Genomic DNA, 22,591 nt, shown 5'->3' with positions numbered 1-22,591 from the left:
TACGCCTATCGCCCGCCGGCACAAGTCACCGGCGGGCGGAAAGTCGGGCGCGGGTCGATCAGGCCGACAGCTTCTCGCGGCCCTTGCGGCGGCGAGAGGCGAGGATGGCACGACCGGCCCGGGTGCGCATCCGCAGCCGGAAGCCGTGGGTCTTCGCGCGGCGACGGTTGTTCGGCTGGAAAGTACGCTTGCTCACGAGTGGGCTCCAGGCTTGAGGGTGCGCACGAGGCGCTGAACACACATGGCTGGCCTGTCATTAAGGCGAGGGCACGCGAAATAGCCGACGCGTGACAAGCCGACCGTCGTACGTTACGGGTCAGGAGCGCCCCAGGTCAAACCGGAACCGTCATCCACGGATCCACAGGCGACTTTTCCACCGGCCCGCCGACGTCCACATGTTGTGCACTCAGGTACCACTAGGCTGTGGACAACGCCTTGAACACAGCTGTGCACATAGATACTGTCGGCCCTTCCAGACCCACTAGCAGGGCTGTGCACAACTTGTGGATCTCCTGTGGAGACCCTGGGGGTTCCCACCCGGGCTCGACGCTGTGGACGGCAGGGCTGATCGCGAGGCGGTGGCCCTCTGGGTGTGGATAACACTCGCGGGGGGGCCGCGATAGGAAGGAGGGGGAAACGCCCGATGACCAACGTCGACCTCGGCGCGGTATGGGCCAGGGCTCTGGGCAACTTTCTCAACGAGAACGTGCCCATACAGCAGCGCACCTGGCTCGGGATGGTGCGCCCCATCGCTCTCGCGGACGACACGATCGTGCTCGGCGTCCCCAACGACTTCCTGAAGGACCTCATCGAGGGCAAGCTGCGCCCGCTCGTGGCTCACGCGCTGTCCCAGGAGCTGGGCCGCGCCATGCGGCTGGCCGTGATGATCGACACCACCGCCCCCGAGCCGCCCAAGCAGGATCTTCATCCCCAGCCTGGGGGTAATGGTTATCCCCAGGGGCAGGACCCCCAGCCGCGTTTTCCACAGGGTGCGCCACCCCAGCATTTCCAGGTTTCCGAGCCCCCGCAGTTCTATTCTCCACAGCCGGAATCCGGCCAGCCGTCCACCGAATATCCACAGCCTTCGTTCTCTTTCGACCCGGGCACGTTCGACCAGCCTCCGTCGTACACACCGCCTGTGGAGAAGGCGCCGGAACCGGCGCCGAACCGGTGGGAAGCCAAGAGCAGCAAGCCCAGCGAGCCGGCCCGGCTCAACCAGAAATACACCTTCGAGACCTTCGTCATCGGCGCCAGCAACCGCTTCGCGCACGCCGCGGCCGTGGCCGTCGCCGAATCGCCGGCCAAGGCGTACAACCCGCTGTTCATCTACGGCGACTCGGGGCTGGGGAAAACTCACCTGCTCCACGCGATCGGGCATTACGCGCAGAGCCTGTACGACGGCGCCCGGGTGCGTTACGTGAGCTCCGAGGAGTTCACCAACGACTTCATCAACAGCATCCGCGACCACAAGGCCGACGGTTTCCGGGGCCGCTACCGCGCGATCGACATCCTGCTCGTGGACGACATCCAGTTCCTGGAGGGCAAGGAGCAGACGCAGGAGGAGTTCTTCCACACCTTCAACACGCTCCACAACGCCAACAAGCAGATCGTGATCTCCAGTGACCGGGCGCCGAAGCAGCTGATCACGCTGGAAGACCGGCTGCGCAACCGGTTCGAGTGGGGCCTGATCACCGACGTGCAGCCGCCCGAGCTGGAGACGCGGATCGCGATCCTCAGGAAGAAGGCCATACAGGAGGGCCTGGCGGCGCCGCCGGAGGTGCTGGAGTACATCGCCAGCCGGATCTCCACCAACATCCGCGAGCTGGAGGGGGCGCTGATCAGGGTCACCGCGTTCGCCAGCCTCAACCGGCAGGGTGTGGATCTCCAGCTGGCCGAGGTGGTGCTGAAGGACCTGATCACCTCGGAGTCGGGGCCGGAGATCACCATCGCCACGATCATGGCGAAGACGTCCGAATACTTCGGCATCAGCATCGACGACCTGTGCGGCAGCTCGCGCAGCAGAGCTCTGGTGAACGCGCGGCAGATCGCGATGTATCTGGCGAGGGAGCTGACGGAGCTGTCGCTGCCGAAGATCGGGCAGCAGTTCGGCGGCCGCGACCACACGACCGTGATGCACGCCGAACGCAAGATCCGCTCGCTCATCGCGGAGCGCCGCTCGATGTACAACCAGGTCAACGAGCTGACAATGCGCATCAAACAGACGTCGCGCGGGTCCTAGCCGTCATGCACACCCTGTGGAAAACGCTGTGGATCAGGGGAAACGCGCCAAGCCGCCGTTCGTACGCCCCGCTATGCCCGGAAATTTCCTGCACAGAGGCTGGGGATAACAGTGGGGACATCCTGAGGAGAACCTGGGGACTACCGGTGGATGACTTGGGGACGGCCTGTGAACAGTCTCCGAGGGCGGAACGGAAGACCCGTTTACCCCGTGGACAACCGGTGGAAACCCGGTGGATGACCGGTGGACGAAGGCACCAAGATCTGGGGACGGCCTGTGGGCGACGCGGCTTCATCCCCAGCCGCCGAAGTTACCCCCAGGCGTCACCCACACCCGCAGTGGATGAAAATCGGGCCGTCGAGCTGCGGAGACGCAGGTTTTCCACAGTATCCACCGCCCCTAGTGTGATGACTCCACTTATCTCTTAAGAAGAAACTCAAGACCCATAGAGGGGTTCTCGCTGTTCGCGTCTGCCGGAGGCGAGACACTTGGAATCAACGACGAAGCAGGAGGCTGATCACCGTGATGTTCCGAATCGAGCGAGACGTCCTCGCTGAGGCGGTGGCATGGACGGCACGCAGTCTCCCGGCACGGCCGTCCGTGCCCGTCCTCGCAGGCATGCGCCTGGAGGTCACCGAGGAGCAGCAGTTGAAGCTGTCCGGCTTCGACTACGAGGTCTCGGCGGAGGTGACGCTCGAACTGCACACCGGCGAGCCCGGCATGGTCCTGGTCTCCGGCAAACTGCTGGCCGAGATCACCCGCTCGCTTCCCGCACAGCCTGTGGACTTCGTGGTGGAGGGCGCCAAGGCGGTCGTCACGTGCGGCAGCGCCCGGTTCACCCTCCTCACCATGCCTGTGGAGGACTACCCGACGCTCCCCGCCATGCCGCCCGCGGCCGGCCGGGTGGGCAGCGACGTCTTCGCCTCCGCGGTCAGCCAGGTGGCCGTCGCCGCCGGACGTGACGACACGCTGCCGATGCTGACCGGCGTGCGCATGGAGATCGAGGGCGACACCGTCACCCTCGCCGCGACCGACCGCTACCGTCTGGCCGTGCGCGAGCTGAAGTGGCAGCCTGGCCAGCCCGACTTCTCCGCCATCGCGATGATCCCCGGCAAGACCCTGGCCGACACGGCCAAGGCCCTGGGCGCCACCGGCGCCGAGGTGGAGATCGCGCTCAGCTCCGCCGGCGGCACCGGCGAGGGCATGATCGGCTTCTCCAGCGCGGGCCGGCGCACCACCACGCGCCTGCTCGACCCCGAGTTCCCCAAGTACCGCTCGCTGCTGCCCACCGAGTTCTCCGCGCGCGCCGACCTGTCCACAGGCCCGTTCGTCGAAGCGGTCAAGCGCGTCGCCCTGGTCGCCGAGCGCAACACCCCGGTGCGGCTGGCCTTCAGGAGCGGCGAGGTCGTGCTGGAGGCGGGCAGCGGCGACGAGGCCCAGGCCGTCGAGGCCCTGCCCGTCGAGTACGAGGGCGAGGAGATGAACATCGCCTTCAACCACCAGTTCCTGCTCGAAGGGCTGGGCGCGATCGACTCCGACGTGGCCCGCCTGCAGATGACCACCTCGACCAAGCCCGCCATCCTCACCGGTGGAAAGCCTGTGGACGAGGGCGGCACTCCCGATTACCGCTACCTGATCATGCCGATTCGCCTGTCTAGCTGAATAATCGGTCGGAGATGGTGGAATCCGGACGAGGGGGTAGTGGGGCAACATGCAGATCGGCATGGTTGGACTCGGCAAGATGGGCGGCAACATGGCCGAGCGGTTGCGCCGCGGCGGTCACGACGTGGTCGGTTTCGACCGCGACCCCTCCCTCAGCGACGTGGCGAGCCTGAAGGAGCTGGTCAGTCGGCTGCAGACCCCCCGCACGGTCTGGGTGATGGTGCCGGCGGGCGCGCCCACCCAGCAGACGATCGACGACCTCGGCGAGCTGCTGTCAGCGGGCGACGTGGTCGTCGACGGCGGCAACTCCCACTATGTGGACGACCAGAAGCACGCCGCCGAGCTGGCCGGCAAGGGCGTCGGCTTCGTCGACTGCGGCGTGAGCGGCGGCGTCTGGGGTCTCGACAACGGCTACGCCCTCATGTGCGGCGGCGACCGGCCGCACGTCGAGCGCCTCATGCCGATCTTCGAGACGCTCAAGCCCGAGGGCGAGGACGGTTTCGTGCACGCCGGCGACGTGGGCGCGGGCCACTTCGCGAAGATGGTCCACAACGGCATCGAGTACGGCATGATGCAGTCCTTCGCCGAGGGCTGGGAGCTGCTCGAGGCCTCCGACGTGGTCAAGGACGTGCGGGGCTGCTTCAGCAGCTGGCGCACCGGCACCGTGATCCGCTCCTGGCTGCTCGACCTCATGGTGCGGGCGCTCGACGACGACGAGCACCTGGAGGGCCTGCGCGGCTACGCGCAGGACTCCGGGGAGGGCCGGTGGACCGTGCAGGCCGCCGTCGACCACGAGGTGCCGCTGCCCGTGATCACCGCCGCGCTGTTCGCCAGGTTCGGCTCGCGGCAGGACGACCCTCCGGCGATGAAGGTGGTGGCCGCGCTGCGCAACCAGTTCGGCGGCCACGCGACCACCTCGGCCGAGGGCTCGACGGCCAAGGGCGCCGACGCGCCGGGCGCGGACGTGCCCCCGCTGCCCCGCGACGGCGAGCGGGAGTGAGTTTTCCACAGGGTGTGAGCCGGTGACCGCAGAGGTCGGCGCGGCCGACTAACCTTCGTGGGGTGCATGTCGCCCACCTGTCGCTGACCGATTTCCGGTCCTACACGTCCGTGGAGCTCGGCCTGGAGCCGGGCGTCACGGCCTTCGTGGGGCCCAACGGCCAGGGCAAGACCAACCTCGTCGAGGCGCTGGGCTACGTGGCGACCCATTCCAGCCACCGGGTGGCGAGCGACGCGCCGCTGGTGCGCCACGGCGCCTCGCGGGCGGTCGTCCGCTGCGCCGTCCACAGGGACGACCGGCGCGCCCTCGTGGAGCTGGAGATCAACCCCGGCAGGGCCAACCGCGCCCGGCTCAACCGCTCCCCCGTGTCCCGCGCGCGCGACGTCGTCGGGCTGCTGCGCACGGTCCTGTTCGCCCCCGAGGACCTCGCCATGGTCAAGGGCGACCCGTCCGAGCGCCGCCGCTTCCTCGACGACCTGCTGGTCTCCAGGACTCCGCGGTTCGCCGGCGTACGCGCCGACTACGACCGGGTGCTGAAGCAGCGCGGCGCGCTCCTGCGTACGGCCGCGCAGGCCCGCAGAGGCGCCAGGAGCGGCCGGAAGGCCGAGAGTGAGGCCGGGTTCGCGGCGGCGGGCGCCGGCGACGTCCTGGGCACGCTGGAGGTGTGGGACGCCCATCTCGCGCGCCACGGCGCCGAGCTGTTGCGCGCCCGCCTCGAGCTGATCGAGTCGCTGCGCCCGCTGGTCGCCGGGGCCTACGCCGCGCTGGCCCCCACCAGCGCCCCCGCGACGCTGGCCTATCGCAGCACGTTGTCCACAGGCGACGACGCCTCTGAGGACGAAATCCCCGGTGAGAGGGGATCTTCCGATGCGCCGACGTTATCCACAGACCTGGGGAAAACTCTTGAGGAGCGGCTCAAGGAGCGGCTGCTGGAGGTCCGTCCCGCCGAGCTCGAACGCGGCGTGACGCTCGTCGGCCCCCACCGCGACGACCTGGTTCTCGGCCTCGGCGAGCTGCCCGCCAGGGGTTACGCCAGCCATGGCGAGTCCTGGTCGTTCGCGCTGGCCCTGCGGCTGGCCGCCTACGACCTGCTGCGGGCCGACGGCGGCGACCCGGTGCTGATCCTCGACGACGTGTTCGCCGAGCTCGACGCGCAGCGCAGGCGCCGTCTCGCCGAGATCGTCGCCCCGGCCGAACAGGTCCTCATCACGGCGGCTGTGGACGACGACGTGCCGCCCGAGCTGTCCGGAGCCAGGTTCGAGGTCGCTGAAGGGAGCGTGCGACGTGTCCGCTGACCACGACGCCACGGCCAGGGGCGCCGCCCTGGCCAGGGAGAAGCTCGCCCAGGCCAAGGCCGACGCGGCCAAGCGGGGCCAGCTGCCGCGCAGCGAGCCCCGGCGCAGGGCGGCCGGTCCGCGCCGGGACGCCGGCGACCCGCTGCTGTTCGGCCGGGCCATCGCCGACCTGCTGGCGGCCCGGGGCTGGGAGCAGTCCGCGGCCGTGGGCGGCGTGTTCGGCCGGTGGGCCGACATCGTCGGTCCCGACCTGGCCGCCCACACCAAGCCCGAGTCGTTCGAAGACGGCGAGGTGCTGGTGGCGGCCGACTCGACGGCGTGGGCGACGCAGGTCAGGCTGCTGGCGCGCACCCTCGTCCGCCGCCTCAACGAGGAGCTCGGCGACAACACCGTGACGAAGGTGAAGGTCAGAGGCCCGATGAACGCCCCACGCCCCACGGGCGGATTGCGGGTGACCGGAAGCCGGGGCCCGGGCGACACCTACGGATAGCCGGTCCGCCGGCCGTCCACAGCAGGCCTTTCGCGCCGCCGCGGCCGGCCGCGTTCCAGCAGCGGGCGCTCCCGTGGCTCTGGGCAGGCTGTTGGGCGATCAGAGGGCTCCCAGACGCGCTGACCCCCCGATCGGGAGGGGGGATGCTGATCCGGGGGGAAAACGAGCCAGAGAGCATCACAGGCGCGTTCAATGCCACCTTCGGGCTCCGGACCCGGTAGAATGAAAGCGGATTCCGGACACGTCCGCTTGCGTGTCACCCCGGCAGGCAAGCCGACTCCCCTGGGTGACCGCGCATCGGGGCACTCACGACGGTGACGGGCACGGCAGGGGCAGCTTTTTCGCATTCGAGCGTCCCCGCCGCGTGTCCGCGGCAGGAGGATTACGCAGTTGTCCTACGACGCTAGCTCAATCACCGTACTCGAGGGGCTTGAGGCCGTACGCAAGCGCCCGGGTATGTATATCGGCTCGACCGGCGAGCGCGGCCTGCACCACCTCGTCCAGGAGATCGTCGACAACGCGGTCGACGAGGCGCTCGCGGGCTACGCCGACCGGATCGAGGTCACGCTGCTCGCCGACAACGGCGTGCGTGTGGTCGACAACGGCCGGGGCATCCCCACCGGCATACACCCCGTCGAGAAGCGCTCCGCGGTCGAGGTCGTGCTGACGACCCTGCACGCCGGCGGCAAGTTCGACAGCCAGGCCTACGCCGTCTCCGGCGGCCTCCACGGCGTCGGCTCGGCCGTCGTCAACGCGCTGTCCACGGCCATGGACGTCGAGATCAAGCAGAACGGCCACTACTGGCGCATCTCCTTCGACCACTCCAAGCCGACCGCTCCCCTGGCCAAGGGCGAGGAGACCGACGAGACCGGCACCAGCGTGACGTTCTGGCCCGACGCCAACGTCTTCGAGACCACGACATGGAACTTCGAGACGCTCTCGCGCCGGTTCCAGGAGATGGCCTTCCTCAACAAGGGCCTCGCCATCGTCTTCACCGACGAGCGCCCCGACCACGTCAACGGCGAGCCGCACCGGGTCGAATACCTGTACGAGGGCGGCCTGGCCGACTTCGTCAAGCACCTCAACGACAAGAAGGAGCCGGCCCACGCGTCGATCATCTCCTTCGAGACCGAGGGCGACGGCATAGCGGTCGAGATCGCGATGCAGTGGAACAACTCCTACGCGGAGTCCGTCTACACCTTCGCCAACACGATCAACACCGCCGAAGGCGGCACCCACGAGGAAGGCTTCCGCGCCGCGCTGACGACCATCGTCAACCGCTACGCGCGCGAGCAGAAGTTCCTCAAGGAGGGCAAGGACGACAACCTGTCCGGCGAGGACGTCCGCGAGGGCCTCACCGCGATCATCTCGGTCAAGCTCTCCGACCCGCAGTTCGAGGGTCAGACCAAGACCAAGCTGGGCAACACCGAGGCCAAGTCGTTCGTCCAGAAGGCCTGCAACGACCACCTGCGCGACTGGTTCGAGCGCAACCCGGGCGAGGCCAAGGACATCATCAACAAGTGCCTGCAGGCCTCACGCGCCCGCATGGCCGCCCGCCAGGCCCGCGACCTGACGCGCCGCAAGTCCCTGCTGGAGTCCGGCAGCGGGCTGCCCGGCAAGCTGGCCGACTGCCAGTGGAACGACCCCGAGAAGTGCGAGCTGTTCATCGTCGAGGGCGACTCGGCCGGCGGCTCGGCCAAGGGCGGCCGCGACTCGCGCTTCCAGGCGATCCTCCCCATCCGCGGCAAGATCCTCAACGTGGAGAAGGCGCGGATCGACAAGGTCCTGAAGAACAACGAGGTCCAGGCGCTCATCACCGCACTCGGCACCGGCGTCCACGACGACTTCGACATCGCCAAGCTGCGCTACCACAAGGTCATCCTGATGGCCGACGCCGACGTCGACGGCCAGCACATCAACACCCTGCTGCTGACGCTGCTGTTCAGGTTCATGCGGCCGCTCATCGAGGCCGGTCACGTCTACCTGTCCTGCCCGCCGCTCTACAAGATCAAGTGGGACCGCAAGGGCGAGGACGCCTCCTACGCCTACTCCGACTCCGAGCGCGACGCCGTCATCCAGGCGGGCATCGAGGCCGGCAAGCCCGACCCCCGCCCGCGCGACAACGTCCAGCGGTTCAAGGGTCTGGGCGAGATGAACGCCGCCCAGCTCTGGGAGACCACGATGAACCCGGAGACCCGGCTGCTGCGCCTGGTCACCCTTGACGACGCCGCCCAGGCCGACGACCTGTTCAGCGTGCTCATGGGCGAGGACGTGGAGGCGCGCCGCGACTTCATCATCCGCAACGCGCGCGATGTCCGCTTCCTCGACGTCTGAGCGGCCTAGCCGCATCTCGATAAAGGACCACAACCTGTGACGGAAGTGAACACCACTCCCCCAGCTGACCGCATCGAACCGGTGGACATCCAGTCCGAGATGCAGCGCAGCTACATGGACTACGCGATGTCCGTCATCGTGTCCAGGGCGCTGCCGGACGTGCGCGACGGACTCAAGCCGGTGCACCGCCGGGTGCTGTACGCGATGTACGACGGCGGCTACCGCCCCGACCGCGGCTACTTCAAGTGCGCCCGCGTCGTCGGTGACGTGATGGGCACCTACCACCCCCACGGCGACACCTCGATCTACGACGCGCTCGTCCGCCTCGCGCAGCACTGGTCGCTGCGCTACCCGCTGGTCGACGGGCAGGGCAACTTCGGCTCGCCGGGCAACGACCCGGCGGCGGCGATGCGCTACACCGAGTGCAAGCTCGCGCCCATCGCCATGGAGATGCTGCGCGACATCGACAAGGAGACCGTCGACTTCCGGCCCAACTACGACGGCAAGTCGCAGGAGCCCGACGTCCTCCCCGCGCGGTTCCCGCAGCTGCTGGTCAACGGCTCGGGCGGCATCGCGGTCGGCATGGCCACCAACATCCCGCCGCACAACCTGCGCGAGGTCGCCGCCGCGGTCAAATGGTGCCTGGAAAACCCCGAGGCCGACGACGAGGAGCTGCTCGAAGCAGCGATCAAGCTGGTCAAGGGGCCCGACTTCCCCACCCGCGCGCTGATCGTCGGCCGCCGCGGCATCGAGGACGCCTACCGCACCGGCCGCGGCTCGATCACCATGCGGGCCGTGGTCGAGGTCGAGGAAGACGGCAAGGGCCGCCAGGCGCTCGTCGTCACCGAGCTGCCCTACCAGGTCAACCCCGACAACCTCGCCCTCAAGATCGCCGAGCTGGTCCGCGAGGGCAGGCTGACCGGCATCGCCGACGTCCGCGACGAGAGCTCCTCCCGCGTCGGGCAGCGGCTGGTGATCGTGCTCAAGCGCGACGCGGTCGCCAAGGTCGTGCTCAACAACCTCTACAAGCACACCCAGCTGCAGGACACCTTCGGCGCCAACATGCTGGCGCTGGTCGACGGCGTGCCGCGCACGCTCCGCCTCGACCAGTTCGTCCGCCACTACGTGGCGCACCAGATCGAGGTCATCGTCCGCCGTACGCGCTACCTGCTGCGCAAGGCGGAGGAGCGCGCCCACATCCTGCGCGCGCTGCTCAAGGCGCTCGACCGGCTCGACGAGGTCATCGCGCTCATCCGGGCGTCGGAGTCCGCCTCCCACGCCCAGCAGGGCCTGATGTCGCTGCTGGAGATCGACGAGATCCAGGCGCAGGCCATCCTCGACATGCAGCTGCGCAAGCTCGCCGCCCTGGAGCGCCAGGCGATCCAGGACGAGTACGACCACCTCATGACACAGATCGCCGAGTACAACGCGATCCTGGCCAGCGAGGCCCGTCAGCGGGAGATCATCGGCGAGGAGCTGGGCGAGGTCGTCTCGCGTTACGGCGACGAGCGCCGCACCGAGATCATCGCGCACGACGGCGACATGTCCATCGAGGACCTCATCGCCGAAGAGGACGTCGTCGTCACCATCACCCGCGGCGGCTACGCCAAGCGGACCAGGACCGACCTCTACCGCGCGCAGAAGCGCGGCGGCAAGGGCGTGCGCGGCGCGCAGCTGCGCCAGGACGACATCGTCGACCACTTCTTCGTCACGACGACCCACCACTGGCTGCTGTTCTTCACCAACAAGGGCCGCGTCTACCGGGTCAAGGCGTACGAACTGCCCGACGCGGGGCGCGACGCCCGCGGCATGCACCTGGCCAACCTCCTGGCCATGCAGCCGGACGAGACGGTCATGGAGGTCCTCTACCTGCGCGACTACGAGGTGGCCCCCTACCTCGTGCTCGCCACCCGCAGCGGCCTGGTGAAGAAGACCCGCCTGTCCGAGTACGACTCCCCCAGGTCCGGCGGCCTGATCGCGATCAACCTGCGCGACGACGACGAGGTCATCGGCGCCCGCCTGATCTCCGAGGAGGACGATCTGCTGCTCGTCTCCAGGGGCGCGCAGTCGATCCGGTTCACCGCCTCCGACGAGGCGCTGCGCCCGATGGGCCGCGCCACCAGCGGCGTCATCGGCATGCGTTTCCTCGAAGGTGACGAACTTCTGGCCATGAACCGGATCTCCGACGGGCAGGATGTGCTTATCGCCACAAAGGCTGGGTACGCGAAGCGGACACCCGTTGAGCAGTACCCGGTGCAAGGACGTGGCGGAAAGGGCGTGCTGACTGCAAAAATCGTGAGCTCTCGTGGCAAGCTGGTCGGAGCCGTCATGGTCAACCCGGAGGACGAGGTCTTCGCGATCACGTCCGCAGGCGGGGTGATCCGGACGAGTGCCGGTGAGATCAAGCAGTCCGGCCGGCAGACCATGGGAGTCCGATTGATGAACCTCGCCGAAGGCGACAGCGTGGTGGCCCTCGCCCGGAACGCCGAGTCGATGGAGACTTCGGTGGAGAGTGAAGCAGACGGGGGAGGAGAGTAATAGATGAGCGCCCAGGGTGGCGCCGCCAGGACCCAGGCGGCTCGGGACAACGGCCAGCAGCAGCCTGGCAAGGCCCCTGACAAGGAGCCTCGCCAGGCACAGGAGGAGGAAGGCAACCCGACGAAGCCGGCACTCAAGCCGGACGGACAGCAGCCCCGACCCCAGTCGGGCCCCGCCCCGTCAGCTCCCCCGCGGGCCCCGGCCCCGTCGGAGCGCGACGGCAACGACACCGCGCGCTCGCGCCCGTCACTCGCGACCGAGGCTCCCCCGCCGGCCGTCGAGCTCCCCGGCAAGAAGAAGAAGTCGTCCGGCGGCGGAGGCTCGCGCCTCCCCCGCAAGGCCCACCTGGTGCTGCGCCGCATCGAGCCGTGGTCGGCCATGAAGTTCAGCTTCGTGGTGTCCCTGGTCTGCTTCGTGGTGCTCTTCGTCGCGGTCGCCGTCCTGTACGGGGTGCTGTCGGCCCTGGGCGTGTTCGACTCGATCGTCGACCTGGTCAACCAGCTCAGCCAGGGCGAGCAGGGTGAGGGGTCGCTCCAGATCGACATCGCCTCCTGGTTCGAGCCGGTGCGCATCCTGGGCTACACGGCTCTCATCGGCGCCGTGAACGTCGTTCTCATCACCGCGCTCGCCACCCTCGGCGCGGTCATCTACAACGTCTCCAGCGACCTCGTGGGCGGCGTCGAGGTGACCTTCAGCGAGGCCGAGTAATCCCGTCCCACGCACGCTCGCGCCGCCCCCGCGGCGGCGCGAGCAGCGTGCGGGAGGCGGTAAGCTTTTCCTCAGCCGAACCGGTTCGCCTCCGCGCGGCGGATGCGATACGGTTCCATGTGTTGCGGGGCTATAGCTCAGACGGTTAGAGCGCTTCCCTGATAAGGAAGAGGTCCCAGGTTCAAGTCCTGGTAGCCCCACTCTTGCTGAGCGGGAAAAAGACCGCTATTCGATCTTCGAGTAGCGGTCTTTGTGTCTGGTGGGTGTCTAACTGCGCTACTACCGTCCTGGATTCATCCCAGCCAAGAGCTGGTTAGGGGGGCGCCATATGTCGGAGACGCACCCTGAGCCCTCTGTCCACCAGGTGTTCGTTCACGACAGCGCTGGTGCTTACGAGTCGCTGGTGGTCGATGGCTACGGCGATGACGGCACCGAGGCAATACGTGTCCATCGCGGTGGCACAGACGGCCGGTCAGCCAGTGCGGGTGCTACACCTGATGGCCGCATTTCGGACTACATCGGAGGTAGAGCATCAGGCAAGGAACAGCGTGAACTCCGTACTGCGCAGACCTTGGTGCTGGCCCTCAATCAGTCTGGCGCCAGTTGGGGCGATCCGGAGGTCTTGAGTGTCGGCGCTCACGGCGAACGGGGTGTGGACTGTGTCGCTCACGATAATGCTGGCTTGGTGCTGCAAATCCAAGTCACAACGATCGAGCGACACGCGTGGAGGACCCTAGACCGTCAATCCTCGTACGCTCGTAGTGAGTCCTACGAGGTGGTGGTAGAGGCAATCCGCCTCGCGATAGCGGCGAAGGCCACACGAGCTGATCCCCGCGTGATACTTGCATTGGACGCCACAGACAGTGTGAGAGCAGCCTTGAGATCTGTTGTAGCTAGATTTCGCTCGGAGCATGGCTCCTGGGCGGCCAGCATCGGTTTCGAGCAGATCTGGCTCATCGGTCCCGTGGTAGACCTGACGCAGCGCCTAGACATTCACGTGTAGTGAAGGGAACTTGCCACCCAAGGGCTAGGAGCCTTCACTCGCGGACGACGCCTCGCCCACGCTCAGGCCCTCCAAGGCGACGCCGAAGCCGCAGTCGCCACCGCCCTGGATGTCGCTCCGGATGCCAGGTCACTCAACGCCTACGCCGTGACCAACTCCGACGAACCGTGCACGAGATTGCGTTGGCAGGCGCTCCCGGCGCGTGCCGCCTCCGGCAGCCCTGCCGGAGGCGGCGGGGGCGCGTCACGCTACGGCGGTTCCTTCAAGTTCGACCATCAGGGTGGGGATCGCCAGACGTGTCACCCCGAGCATCGTGGTGGACGGCGCCACCCCGGCGGCGCCCAACCGTGAGGCCAGCACGCCGTAGTGCTCGAAGAGGCGGTCGACGTCGGTGGTGTAGACGTTGAGCCTCACAAGGTTCGCCAGGGACATGCCGGCCTCGCCGAGCACGGCCTCCAGGTTGTCGAGGCTCAGCGCCAGCTGCGCCGCCATGTCATCGGCGTGCTGCGGCTTGCCCTCGCCGCTCATCGCGGTCTGTCCTGAGCAGTACAGGGTCCAGGTGTGTCCGGAGACGACCTCGCCCTGGTTGTAGCCCAGCTCCGTCGACCACGCCCACGGGTTGACCGCCGTTCGTTCCATTGCCACATCAGCTCCGTTCGAATGGGTTGCCACCGTCTTTCCGGTCGCGTCGATGAGCCTCGCAAACAAACCACGACATCCACTGTCATGTATTCCGGTAGCGTTCTTCGTATGCGTGCCGACCGGCTGGTCTCGCTGGTGCTGCTGCTGCGGCAGCACGGCAGGCTGTCCGCGACCGCGCTGGCGCGTGAGCTGGAGGTGTCCACGCGGACCGTGCTGCGCGACATCGAGGCGCTGTCCGCGGCCGGCGTCCCGGTCTACGCCGAACGCGGCCGGCACGGCGGGTTCGCGTTGTTGCCCGGTTTCCGGACCGAGCTCACCGGGCTGAACCCCGACGAGGCCCTCGCCCTGCTGGTCGCCGGGTCGCGGCGCGGCGCGCAGGCGTTCGGGCTCGGGTCGGCGCTCGCCTCGGCGATGCTCAAGGTGGTCGACGCGCTGCCCGAAAGCTATCGGGACACCGCGGCCGGCGCGGCCGAGCGGTTGCTCATCGACCCGGAGACCGACCTCCTCTCACGCCGGCTGGTCGCCGAGGAGGTGCCCGACGCCGTCGCGGCCGAGGTCCTGCGCGCGGTGTTCGCCGGGCACAAGCTGCGCATCCACTACGCGGCCGCGGACCAGGCGCCGGAGTGGCGCACGGTGGACCCGATCGGCCTGGTCACCGTACGAGATCGGGGCTACCTGCTGGCCACGAGGTCCGGCGCGGACCGCACCTACCGCCTGTCCCGGATCCTGGCCGCCCAGGAACTCGCCGAACCCGCACAGCGAGCGGACCGGGTCGATCTGGACCTGGCCTGGCAGGAACGGAGCACGAGGTTCCGGGCCGGTGGCGACCAGGTCACCGTGGTGGTACGGCTGGACCCGGCGCGTCGTGAGGACCTGGTGGGCACCGCGCTGGCCGTCCTCGCCGAGGAAACCGACCCGGACGGCCGGCTGCGGCTGGAGGTGACCTTCCAGGATCGGAGACACGCCGAATGGGCGCTGTGGCAGCTCAGCACGAACGCTGAAGCCCTGGCCCCGCAGTGGTTGCGCGACTCCCTGCGCGCCCGCGCCACCGCGGTCGCCACCCGCTACGGCATGTCATCCTAAGCCTTCCGCGGGCCGCCGACGAAAGTCCCACCCAGGCGTGCCTTCGACAGAGGGGCCGCGGCGGAGGACCAGGGCATGATCCCCGGGGACCCTCGGCGCACAAATACCAGTAATCCCTATTGATTATACCGGAATAATAGGTAATCGTGGGAGGGCACCGAGGACCGAGAGCATGGGAGAGGCGTATGACCACCGGCCAGGCCACGTTCCCCGCCAGGGCGGTGGCCGCGGCGGGAGTCGGGTTGCGCGGGGTAGGCCACACCTACGGCAACGGCCACACCGTGCTGCGCGACCTGGAGCTCGACATCCTCCCCGGCGAGATCGTCGCCATCCTGGGGCCTTCGGGCTGCGGCAAGTCCACCCTGCTCCGCCTCGTGGCCGGGCTGGAGGCGCCCTCGGACGGCGAGATCACGGTCGACGGACGTCCGGTCCGCGGGGTCGACGCCCGATGCGCGGTGGTCTTCCAGGAGCCCCGGCTGCTGCCGTGGCGCGACCTGGCCGGCAACGTCGCCCTCGGCCTGCCAAAAGGCGTCGGCAGGGAGAGCGGCGCGCGCATCGTACGGCACTGGCTCGACGTCGTCGGCCTCGACGGCTTCCACCAGCACCGGCCCCGCCAGGTGTCCGGCGGCATGGCCCAGCGCGCGGCCCTCGCCAGGGCGCTGGCCAGGGAGCCCGGCGTGCTGCTGCTCGACGAGCCGTTCGCCGCGCTGGACGCCCTCACCCGGCTGCGCATGCAGGACCTCCTGGCCGACGTGCAGCGCGGCGCCGGAACCACCGTCCTGCTCGTCACCCACGACGTGGACGAGGCGTTGCACCTGGCCGACCGGGTGGTCCTGCTCGGCGCCGAACCGGAGCGGCCGGGCGCCACGATCGCGACCGTGCTCGACGTCCCCCACCGCCGGCCCCGCGACCGCGCCCATCCCGAACTCGCCGCCCTCCGCGCCGACCTGCTGGAGCGGCTCGGCGTGCCCCGCCCCACCCCCGCCGAGGAGCCCACTCCGTGATCCACCGCCGTTCCCTGCTCACCGCCGCCCTGCTCGTCCCCCTGGTCACCGCCTGCGTGCCAGGTGAGAGCGGCACCGCCACGCCCGCCTCGGGCCGGCTCCGGCTCGACTACGCCTACTACAACCCGCTCAGTCTGGTCATCCGGCAGCAGCGCTGGCTGGAGGACGCGCTCCCGGGCACCGAGGTGACCTGGGTGCTGTCGGCCGGCAGCAACAAGGCCAACGAGAACCTGCGCGGCGAGACCATCGACCTCGGCTCCACCGCGGGCGCCGCCGCCCTCCAGGCCCGCGCCAACGGCACCCCGATCAAGACCGTCGGAATCTACACCCGCCCTGAGTGGGCGGCGCTCGTCGTGGCCAAGGACTCCCCGATCACCGAGGTGAGCGGGCTCAAGGGCAAGAAGGTCGCCGCCACCAAGGGCACCGACCCGTACTTCTTCCTGCTCCAGGCCCTGGAGGAGGCAGGGTTGGACGGCGCCGACGTCGAGGTCGTCAACCTCCAGCACGCCGACGGCAAGACCGCGCTGGAGCGCGGCGACGTGGACGCGTGGTCGGGCCTGGACCCGCTGATGGCGCAGAGCCAGGTGGACTCGGGCACGAAGCTGATCTACCGGAACGCGTCCTTCAACTCCTACGGCTTCCTCAACGCCCGCGAGGAGTTCCTCGCCGAACATCCGGACCTCGCCCAGAAGGTGCTCGACGCGTACGAGAGAGCCCGCGCGTGGATCGTCGAGCACCCCGACGACGCGGTCCGGCTGCTGGCCTCGGAGGCCAAGCTCGCCCCCGAGGTCGCCCGCGTGGTGCTCAAGGAGCGGACCGAGGTCGAGATCAGCCCGGTCCCGGGTCCCGACCAGCGCGCGGTGCTGGAACGCATCCTGCCGACGCTGGTACGGGAGAGCCAGGTGCGCTCCGAGCAGGAGGCGAAGACGGCGCTCGACTCCCTGTTCGTTCCCGAGTTCGCCGAGAAGGCCGGGGCCTCGTGACGACACCCGGCCGGTGGGTGCGCCCGTGGAGCTTCGCCGCGGGCCTGGTGGTGCCGCTGGCGGCGCTCGCCGCCTGGCAGGTCGCCACCGGCGCCGGCTGGTTCACCGCGAGCCAGTTGCCTCCGCCCGCGGCGGTCCTCGCGGCGGTGGGCGAGCTGATCCGGCGCGGCGAGCTGTGGCAGCACGTCGCGATCAGCGGTCAGCGCGTGCTGCTGGGCTTCGCCGGGGGAGCGTCGGCAGGGCTGGTGCTCGGCGCGCTCGTCGGACTGTACGCGCCGGTCCGCACCCTGCTCGCCCCCAGCATCGCCGCGCTGCGCGCGGTGCCGTCGCTGGCGTGGGTGCCGCTGCTGGTGCTCTGGCTCGGCATAGCGGAGGGCCCGAAGATCGTCCTGGTGGCGATCGGCGCCTTCTTCCCCGTCTACACCACCGTGTCCGCGGCGCTCGCGCACGTGGATCCGCACCTGGTCGAGGCCGGGCGGGCGTACGGGCTGCGCGGGGTGGGACTGCTCACCCGCGTCCAACTCCCCCACGCCGCCCCCGCCGTCTTCGCGGGGTTGCGGCTCGGACTGGCCCAAGGCTGGTTGTTCCTGGTCGCGGCCGAGCTGATCGCCTCGTCCATGGGCCTGGGATTCCTGCTGATCGACAGCCAGAACACCGGCCGCACGGACATCCTGCTGCTGTCGATCCTGCTCCTGGCGCTCCTCGGCAAGGCCGCCGACATGCTGCTCGGGCTGGCCGTGAGAGCCGCGCCCTTCGACCCGCGCTGAGACCCTTCGTCACAGGACCCGGAACCAGAGGTTGGTCGCCTGGGGGACCTGCGTCACGCCGAGACGTTCGAGCTTGACGTTCGTGCCGCCCGGGTGGTCGAAGAGGCGGACGCCGTCGCCGAGCATGACCGGGGCGACGCAGACCAGGACCTCGTCGAGCGCGCCCGCCGCCAGGCACTGGCGGGCCACGTCGGCGCCGATGACGTTGACGTACTTGCCGCCCGCCGCGGCCTTCGACGCGGTGATCGCGGTGTCGAGGTCGGTGACGAAGGTGACGCCCGGCACCGGATCGGCCGGGGGGTTGTGGGTGAGCACGAACTGGGGCCCGCTCCACCCTCCGCCGAACGCCTCGCCTTCGTGCTCGGTGTCCTTGTACGGGTCGTCGCCGCCGAAGGAGCGGTTGCCCACGAGGAGGGAGCCGACCTGGGGGAGCAGGTCGTCCACGGTCGGGTTGGGGCCGAGGTGCTCGGCCAGCCAGGACATGTCGCCGCCCGGCCCGGCGATGAAGCCGTCGAGCGACATGGTGACCGAGTAGAGCATTCTCGCCATGGGTTCCTCCCGCGATCGGACCTTACCTCGGTTAAGACCACGCACGGCGGCGGAAGTCATCGTGGTTCCGGCAGTACGCTCTTCTTGACGAGCGCTGCGGGGGCCGCGACGGTACGAGTCCGGAGGCTTGATCGCGCATGCCGTCCATCCCCGTGTACGAGCTGATCGACGAGGCCCAGCGCCGTCCCTCGCCCCTGGCCGGGGAGCGCAAGCTGCCCATCCTGGTGTTCACCGGCGACGCGCTGCCGACCGGCACGGCCGTGGAGACGGCGGAGTGCTTCAAGCTGCGGGCACCGTACGCGGAGGTCAACGCGGACGAGACCGACGTCGCGACGATCGTCGACCGGCTCGCGGGGGAGAAGGGCTCGCTGACACCGTGGGTCAAGGGCACGCTGCTCCCGCCTCCCCGCTTCCCGCTGACCCGGTTCGTCCTCTGGGCCTGGAGCGAGCGCGAGACCGCGGCCGGGGAGCCGAAGGATCCCGTGGGCGTCCGCGGCACCCTGCGGCGGTCGCTGTCCCAGCGCCGGAAGAAGGACGCGTTCACCGGGTCGGCGCTGCGGGTCATGTTCGACTACGTGGGCAGGACCATGACCACGTGGCTTCCGGCCACCGGGCTGGCCACGTTCGGGCTCCAGAAGCTCGTGGACGGCGTCAGCCTGGCGCTCTGGCTGGCCAGCCCGATCGTCGCCGTCATCGGCGCCCTGCTGCACGCCGCGCTGCTGATCCGCGGCTGGCTCTTCTACCGCTGGTTCCGCAAGGCCCCCTATGTCAGGCGCAGGAAGGGCGAGGACATCATCGCCTACGCGATCAGCGTGGGCCGCGCCGACCAGGACGCGGTCGAACGGCTGATGGTGACCGCGCTGCTGGAGGACCTCCGCCAGGCCTACCAGCGTCGTGTCCTTCCGTGGCCCGGCTGGGGGCGCAACACCTATCCCGTGGTAGCGCTCAGGAACGCCGACCCGGGCACGATGGGCCGCCGGTTCATGGAACTCCTGGACGAGGTGCGGGTCCGCGGACAGCGGGGCCCTCTCCTGCTGGTCGCCTCCACCTCGGAACCGCCGGCCGGGCACCGCTTCGACCCGCCCGCCACCGGCGAGCTGGAGCCGGTCAGGCAGTACCGCGCATGGCGGGCGGCGATCCACCGGGCGGAGCCGAGCCCGTACCTCGTGATCAGGTTGACGGAGGCCGGCGCGTCGCGCAGCGACGATCCCGCCCGGCTGCTTCTCGCTCGTCCGCTCGCCTTCTGGGCGGTGGTGCTGGCGCTGCTCGTCGTGCCCGTCATGGCGACCGTGACGGCCACCGCGGGCTGCGGCGCCGAGTTGCGCGAGGTGGACGGGCAGTGCGTGGGCCTGGGCGCGCTCGGCAAGATGGCGCCGCACCCGCTCGTCGCGCCGGTGGCGCGACGGATAGAGGAGCAGAACGCGGCGATCCCGCTCGGTCACAAGGTGTTCACCGTCGCCTATCTGGGCCCGCTGACGACACAGCCGGGCGCGCAGTTCAAGGACGGCCAGATGACGGCGGTGGCCGGCGAGCTGGCCGGGATCGGGGCGTACCAGAAGAGTTACAACACGAGCCGATCCGACTGGAAGATGAAGATCGTGTTCGCCAACACCGGCCAGGACTTCATCAGCGCCGAGCTGGCGGCGACCGGCATCGCGGAACGGGCGCGGGAGGACTCGTCGCTGGCGGCCGCCGTGGGCTTCGCCTGGAGCCGCGAGGAGGTCAAACGGGCGGTGGGGGTGCTGACGAGGGCGAACGTGCCGATGGTCAGCACGGTCACCACGGTCGGCGACATCGCGGAGGTGGGGGACCGGCGGTCGGCGTTCCTGTTCCGGCTGGCCGTCGTGAACAGCCTGCAGATGAAGGCCACGGTCCACTGGCTGGAAACCCTCGGGCTCGCCGAGGGGGTGCGCAAGAAGCCCAAGGTGGCCGTCGTCTGGCAGCGGCAGGACGGCGAGCTTTACAGCCAGGATCTGAAAGACCTGTTCCTGGCGGAGTACCCGGGGGAGAGCGCGGACTTCTCGTTCGGCGATGACGCCTCGCTGGGCGTGGCGATGCGGGAGGCGTGCGGGTCGGGCGCCGAGGTGGTCTACTACACCGGCCGGGCCGACTTCCTGAGCAGCCTCAGGCGGGATTGGGGCGCCTCGTGCGAGCAGCGCGAGATCAGGCTGCTCGCCTCGGACGACGTCACCGGCTCCGTCGCCAAGGACGTGCGGTCGAACCCGGCCGCCCACGACGTGAGCATGTCCTTCGTGTCGCTGACCGACGTCCGCGACACCTCGCTCACCAACCAGAGCCAGCAGACCCTGCGGCGGTGGATAGCGGAGTCCGGCGTCGGCGTCTCCTTCGCGCACGCCGCGTTCGGCTTCGACGCGGCCCAGGCCGTGGCGATCGCGTTCAGCGCCTACCGCACGCAGAGCGAGGCCGACGACATCCTCAGCGGCGTCCACTACAACCTGCGTGGTCAGGCGTTCGACGGCGCGACCGGCAAGGTGTCCTTCTCCGAGCACGCCACCGACCACGACGCCCAGGGCCGGGAGGTGTGGCTCATGACCGTCGAGTCGGGCCGGCCGATCCAGGCGACGTGGGTCTGCCGGCCCACCGCGACGGCGGCCGAGTGCGCGTCGCCGTCCGAGTGATCCGGCCGGGCCCGCCCGGCCGGATCACGGTCTGTTCCGGTCAGCAGCGGTTGATGCGGGAGTTCACCAGGTTGATGTTGCGGATGACGATGTTGGTGCCGCACGGGTTCTCGTTGATAGCCGAGTTCGTCAGCGTCAGGTTCTGCAGCGTGATGTCGGAGGTCACGGGGAACTCGCTGCGGGCCGCGATGCGGATGTCGGAGCCGTTCACGGTGCCGCTCTGGGCGGCGATCGTGACGTTGTAGCAGTTCTCGATGAGGATCGAGTTGCTGCCCGTCTGGGCGATGTCCACCCGGTCGATCACCGCGCCGCCGCTCTCCGACACGCAGAAGACGCCGCGGCCGCCGCCCCGGGCCTTGACGGTGCCGACGCGGATGTTGGTCGGGTACGAGCTGCCGATGCGGCCGTTGCGGTTGGCCATCCGGAAGGCCGCGTAACCGGTGCCGGTGCCCGCGCCCTCGGCGTCGACGGTGCCGATGCTGGCGTTGATCGTGTCGTTGAGCAGCAGGCCGGACTCGCCGGTGTTCCGCGCGGTGACGGTGCCGATCGTGATGCCGTCGACGCCGTACGTCTCGACGCCGTGACTGCCGCCGCCGGAGGCGTACACGCTGTCGATGCGGACGTTCCTGGTGCGGACGTTCCTGTTGGCGTGGTTGTCGATGCGCACGCCCAGCCCGGCCGAGCCGAGCCGCAGGTCGAGCTGGCCAAGGGTGATGTTGGTGCCGTTGCGGACGAACACCGCGAAGTACGGGTTGCCGGTCACGGCGAGCCGGGTGACCTCGACGTCGGTGACGTTCTGGGCGCGCACGGCGGCGTTGTTGGCGCTGATCGTGCCGGTCACGTTGATCGTGCCGCACACTTCGAGGACGGTGTAGCTGGGCAGGTCGAGCGACTGGTTGGCGTTCATGCTGCCGGAGCCGCGGACGACCACCTTCTGCTTGGACGTGCGGCCGGAGGTGAGGCTGCCGACGGCGCGGCGCATGGCCTCGATCATGCTGCTGCCGGTGTAGAGGGTGCTGCCGCCGTTCCTGGCCGTCCAGGTGCTGCCGCTGAGCACGGCCTCGGCGTTGAACGAGCCGCCGCCGCAGTCGGCGGAACCGCTGCCCATCTTGACGAGCTGCCACTGCTGGTTGGCGCCGTTGAGGTCGTCCCACTGGGAGATGCGGGCGCCGTCGGCGGTGGACCACTCCCAGGCTTCGAGGGCCTTGCCGCTGTGGCGGTTGATCAGGCGGACGTGGCCGCCGTCGGAGTCGGCCAGCCGGAACTGCTGGTTCCAGCCGTTGGTGTCGGCCCATTGGACGATCTGGGCGCCGCCGTCGGCGTTCCATTCGTAGACGTCCAGCACTTTGCCGCTGTGGCGGGACTTGAGCCGGTAGTAGCCGTCGCCTGAGCTGACGAACTGCCACTGCTGCTGGTTGCCGTCGTTGCGGGCCCACTGGACGATCGGGGCGCCGTCGTTCGTGGCGAACTCGTACAGGTCGAGCGCCTTGCCGCTGTGCCGGTTCACGAGGACGTACCAGGCGTTCGTGTCGACCGTCGCCGCGCTCGCGGGCGGCGGTTGCGCGACGAGGGCGCCTGCCAGCGCCATGACCAGGGCGGCCAGGACGGTGAGCAGGCACCGCCAGGCTTGGGCAACGGATCTCACTGTCTGCTCC

General features: G+C 69.3%; 17 protein-coding genes and 1 tRNA gene. 14 read left to right on the top strand and 4 right to left on the bottom strand.

All coding sequences use genetic code 11. The annotated features are described in order from the left end of the window. Positions 1-58: 58 nt before the first annotated feature. Positions 59-196, bottom strand: coding sequence for a 50S ribosomal protein L34 (rpmH, locus tag ACIBF7_RS04925; protein ID WP_020547366.1), 138 nt, complete (start codon positions 194-196; stop codon positions 59-61). A 447-nt stretch (positions 197-643) separates the two neighbouring features. Here rpmH and dnaA point away from each other — a divergent pair, with 447 nt between their 5' ends. The 9 genes from dnaA (at position 644) to ACIBF7_RS04880 (ending at position 12,466) form a co-directional block, all read left to right on the top strand. Beyond that, positions 644-2,239: a chromosomal replication initiator protein DnaA gene (gene dnaA / locus ACIBF7_RS04920; RefSeq protein WP_397196471.1), complete on the top strand. Its 1,596-nt coding sequence runs from the start codon at positions 644-646 to the stop codon at positions 2,237-2,239. 522 nt (positions 2,240-2,761) lie between these two features. Beyond that, positions 2,762-3,901 carry a DNA polymerase III subunit beta gene (gene dnaN / locus ACIBF7_RS04915; RefSeq protein WP_148035927.1) on the top strand — a complete coding sequence of 380 codons (1,140 nt, stop codon included), beginning with the start codon at positions 2,762-2,764 and terminating at the stop codon, positions 3,899-3,901. A 49-nt stretch (positions 3,902-3,950) separates the two neighbouring features. Further along, entirely contained in the window at positions 3,951-4,901 is a 951-nt protein-coding gene (gene gnd, locus ACIBF7_RS04910; protein WP_148035926.1) for a phosphogluconate dehydrogenase (NAD(+)-dependent, decarboxylating), read from the top strand. 62 nt (positions 4,902-4,963) lie between these two features. Then, positions 4,964-6,196, top strand: a complete 1,233-nt coding sequence (gene recF, locus ACIBF7_RS04905) for a DNA replication/repair protein RecF (RefSeq protein ID WP_148035925.1) — start codon at positions 4,964-4,966, stop codon at positions 6,194-6,196. Then, on the top strand, positions 6,186-6,686 hold the full coding sequence (locus ACIBF7_RS04900; protein WP_261808987.1) for a DUF721 domain-containing protein: 501 nt from the start codon (positions 6,186-6,188) through the stop codon (positions 6,684-6,686). The genes recF and ACIBF7_RS04900 overlap by 11 nt, the downstream gene beginning before the upstream one ends. A 411-nt stretch (positions 6,687-7,097) precedes the next feature. Continuing rightward, positions 7,098-9,020: a DNA topoisomerase (ATP-hydrolyzing) subunit B gene (gyrB, locus tag ACIBF7_RS04895; RefSeq protein ID WP_396991010.1), complete on the top strand. Its 1,923-nt coding sequence runs from the start codon at positions 7,098-7,100 to the stop codon at positions 9,018-9,020. A gap of 36 nt (positions 9,021-9,056) precedes the next feature. Continuing rightward, positions 9,057-11,558 (top strand): DNA gyrase subunit A, encoded by a 2,502-nt coding sequence (gyrA, locus tag ACIBF7_RS04890; RefSeq protein ID WP_148035923.1) that lies wholly within the window; start codon positions 9,057-9,059, stop codon positions 11,556-11,558. A gap of 3 nt (positions 11,559-11,561) precedes the next feature. Continuing rightward, complete coding sequence (locus tag ACIBF7_RS04885) at positions 11,562-12,266, top strand: DUF3566 domain-containing protein (RefSeq protein ID WP_148035922.1); 705 nt, start codon at positions 11,562-11,564, stop codon at positions 12,264-12,266. 126 nt (positions 12,267-12,392) lie between these two features. Beyond that, positions 12,393-12,466: transfer RNA gene (locus tag ACIBF7_RS04880), tRNA-Ile, on the top strand. 1,046 nt (positions 12,467-13,512) lie between these two features. Here the strand turns inward: ACIBF7_RS04880 and ACIBF7_RS04875 are convergent. Next, positions 13,513-13,908 carry a RidA family protein gene (locus ACIBF7_RS04875; RefSeq protein ID WP_397196707.1) on the bottom strand — a complete coding sequence of 132 codons (396 nt, stop codon included), beginning with the start codon at positions 13,906-13,908 and terminating at the stop codon, positions 13,513-13,515. Positions 13,909-14,019: 111 nt separating this feature from the next. Between ACIBF7_RS04875 and ACIBF7_RS04870 the strand changes: the two genes are divergently transcribed. The 4 genes from ACIBF7_RS04870 (at position 14,020) to ACIBF7_RS04855 (ending at position 17,748) form a co-directional block, all read left to right on the top strand. Continuing rightward, positions 14,020-14,994 carry a YafY family protein gene (locus ACIBF7_RS04870; protein WP_271276849.1) on the top strand — a complete coding sequence of 325 codons (975 nt, stop codon included), beginning with the start codon at positions 14,020-14,022 and terminating at the stop codon, positions 14,992-14,994. 185 nt (positions 14,995-15,179) lie between these two features. Continuing rightward, positions 15,180-15,998 carry an ABC transporter ATP-binding protein gene (locus tag ACIBF7_RS04865; RefSeq protein WP_271276850.1) on the top strand — a complete coding sequence of 273 codons (819 nt, stop codon included), beginning with the start codon at positions 15,180-15,182 and terminating at the stop codon, positions 15,996-15,998. Continuing rightward, positions 15,995-16,981 (top strand): aliphatic sulfonate ABC transporter substrate-binding protein, encoded by a 987-nt coding sequence (locus ACIBF7_RS04860; protein ID WP_397196470.1) that lies wholly within the window; start codon positions 15,995-15,997, stop codon positions 16,979-16,981. The genes ACIBF7_RS04865 and ACIBF7_RS04860 overlap by 4 nt, the downstream gene beginning before the upstream one ends. Continuing rightward, positions 16,978-17,748: an ABC transporter permease gene (locus ACIBF7_RS04855; protein WP_148035917.1), complete on the top strand. Its 771-nt coding sequence runs from the start codon at positions 16,978-16,980 to the stop codon at positions 17,746-17,748. The genes ACIBF7_RS04860 and ACIBF7_RS04855 overlap by 4 nt, the downstream gene beginning before the upstream one ends. Before the next feature lie 9 nt (positions 17,749-17,757). Here the strand turns inward: ACIBF7_RS04855 and ACIBF7_RS04850 are convergent, their stop codons facing one another. After that, positions 17,758-18,297, bottom strand: a complete 540-nt coding sequence (locus tag ACIBF7_RS04850) for a dihydrofolate reductase family protein (RefSeq protein WP_397196469.1) — start codon at positions 18,295-18,297, stop codon at positions 17,758-17,760. A 137-nt stretch (positions 18,298-18,434) separates the two neighbouring features. Between ACIBF7_RS04850 and ACIBF7_RS04845 the strand changes: the two genes are divergently transcribed. Next, positions 18,435-20,936 (top strand): ABC transporter substrate-binding protein, encoded by a 2,502-nt coding sequence (locus tag ACIBF7_RS04845; RefSeq protein ID WP_397196468.1) that lies wholly within the window; start codon positions 18,435-18,437, stop codon positions 20,934-20,936. 40 nt (positions 20,937-20,976) lie between these two features. On the opposite strand, the gene ACIBF7_RS04840 is transcribed toward ACIBF7_RS04845, so the two are convergent. After that, positions 20,977-22,581 (bottom strand): RICIN domain-containing protein, encoded by a 1,605-nt coding sequence (locus ACIBF7_RS04840; RefSeq protein WP_372452471.1) that lies wholly within the window; start codon positions 22,579-22,581, stop codon positions 20,977-20,979. Positions 22,582-22,591: the final 10 nt, after the last annotated feature.

Source organism: Nonomuraea sp. NPDC050478, from assembly GCF_044458265.1.
In the GTDB taxonomy this organism is placed as follows: Bacteria; Actinomycetota; Actinomycetes; order Streptosporangiales; family Streptosporangiaceae; genus Nonomuraea; species Nonomuraea ferruginea.
Note: the sequence above shows the minus strand (reverse complement) of the source record. Positions and strands in the feature narration are given on the sequence as shown.

Coding starts and splice junctions, on each gene's coding strand:
- dnaA (WP_397196471.1), top strand. CDS start 644: ATGACCAACGTCGACCTCGGCGCGGTATGGGCCAGGGCTCTGGGCAAC.
- gnd (WP_148035926.1), top strand. CDS start 3,951: ATGCAGATCGGCATGGTTGGACTCGGCAAGATGGGCGGCAACATGGCC.
- ACIBF7_RS04885 (WP_148035922.1), top strand. CDS start 11,562: ATGAGCGCCCAGGGTGGCGCCGCCAGGACCCAGGCGGCTCGGGACAAC.
- ACIBF7_RS04875 (WP_397196707.1), bottom strand. CDS start 13,908: ATGGAACGAACGGCGGTCAACCCGTGGGCGTGGTCGACGGAGCTGGGC.
- ACIBF7_RS04870 (WP_271276849.1), top strand. CDS start 14,020: ATGCGTGCCGACCGGCTGGTCTCGCTGGTGCTGCTGCTGCGGCAGCAC.
- ACIBF7_RS04865 (WP_271276850.1), top strand. CDS start 15,180: ATGACCACCGGCCAGGCCACGTTCCCCGCCAGGGCGGTGGCCGCGGCG.
- ACIBF7_RS04850 (WP_397196469.1), bottom strand. CDS start 18,297: ATGGCGAGAATGCTCTACTCGGTCACCATGTCGCTCGACGGCTTCATC.
- ACIBF7_RS04845 (WP_397196468.1), top strand. CDS start 18,435: ATGCCGTCCATCCCCGTGTACGAGCTGATCGACGAGGCCCAGCGCCGT.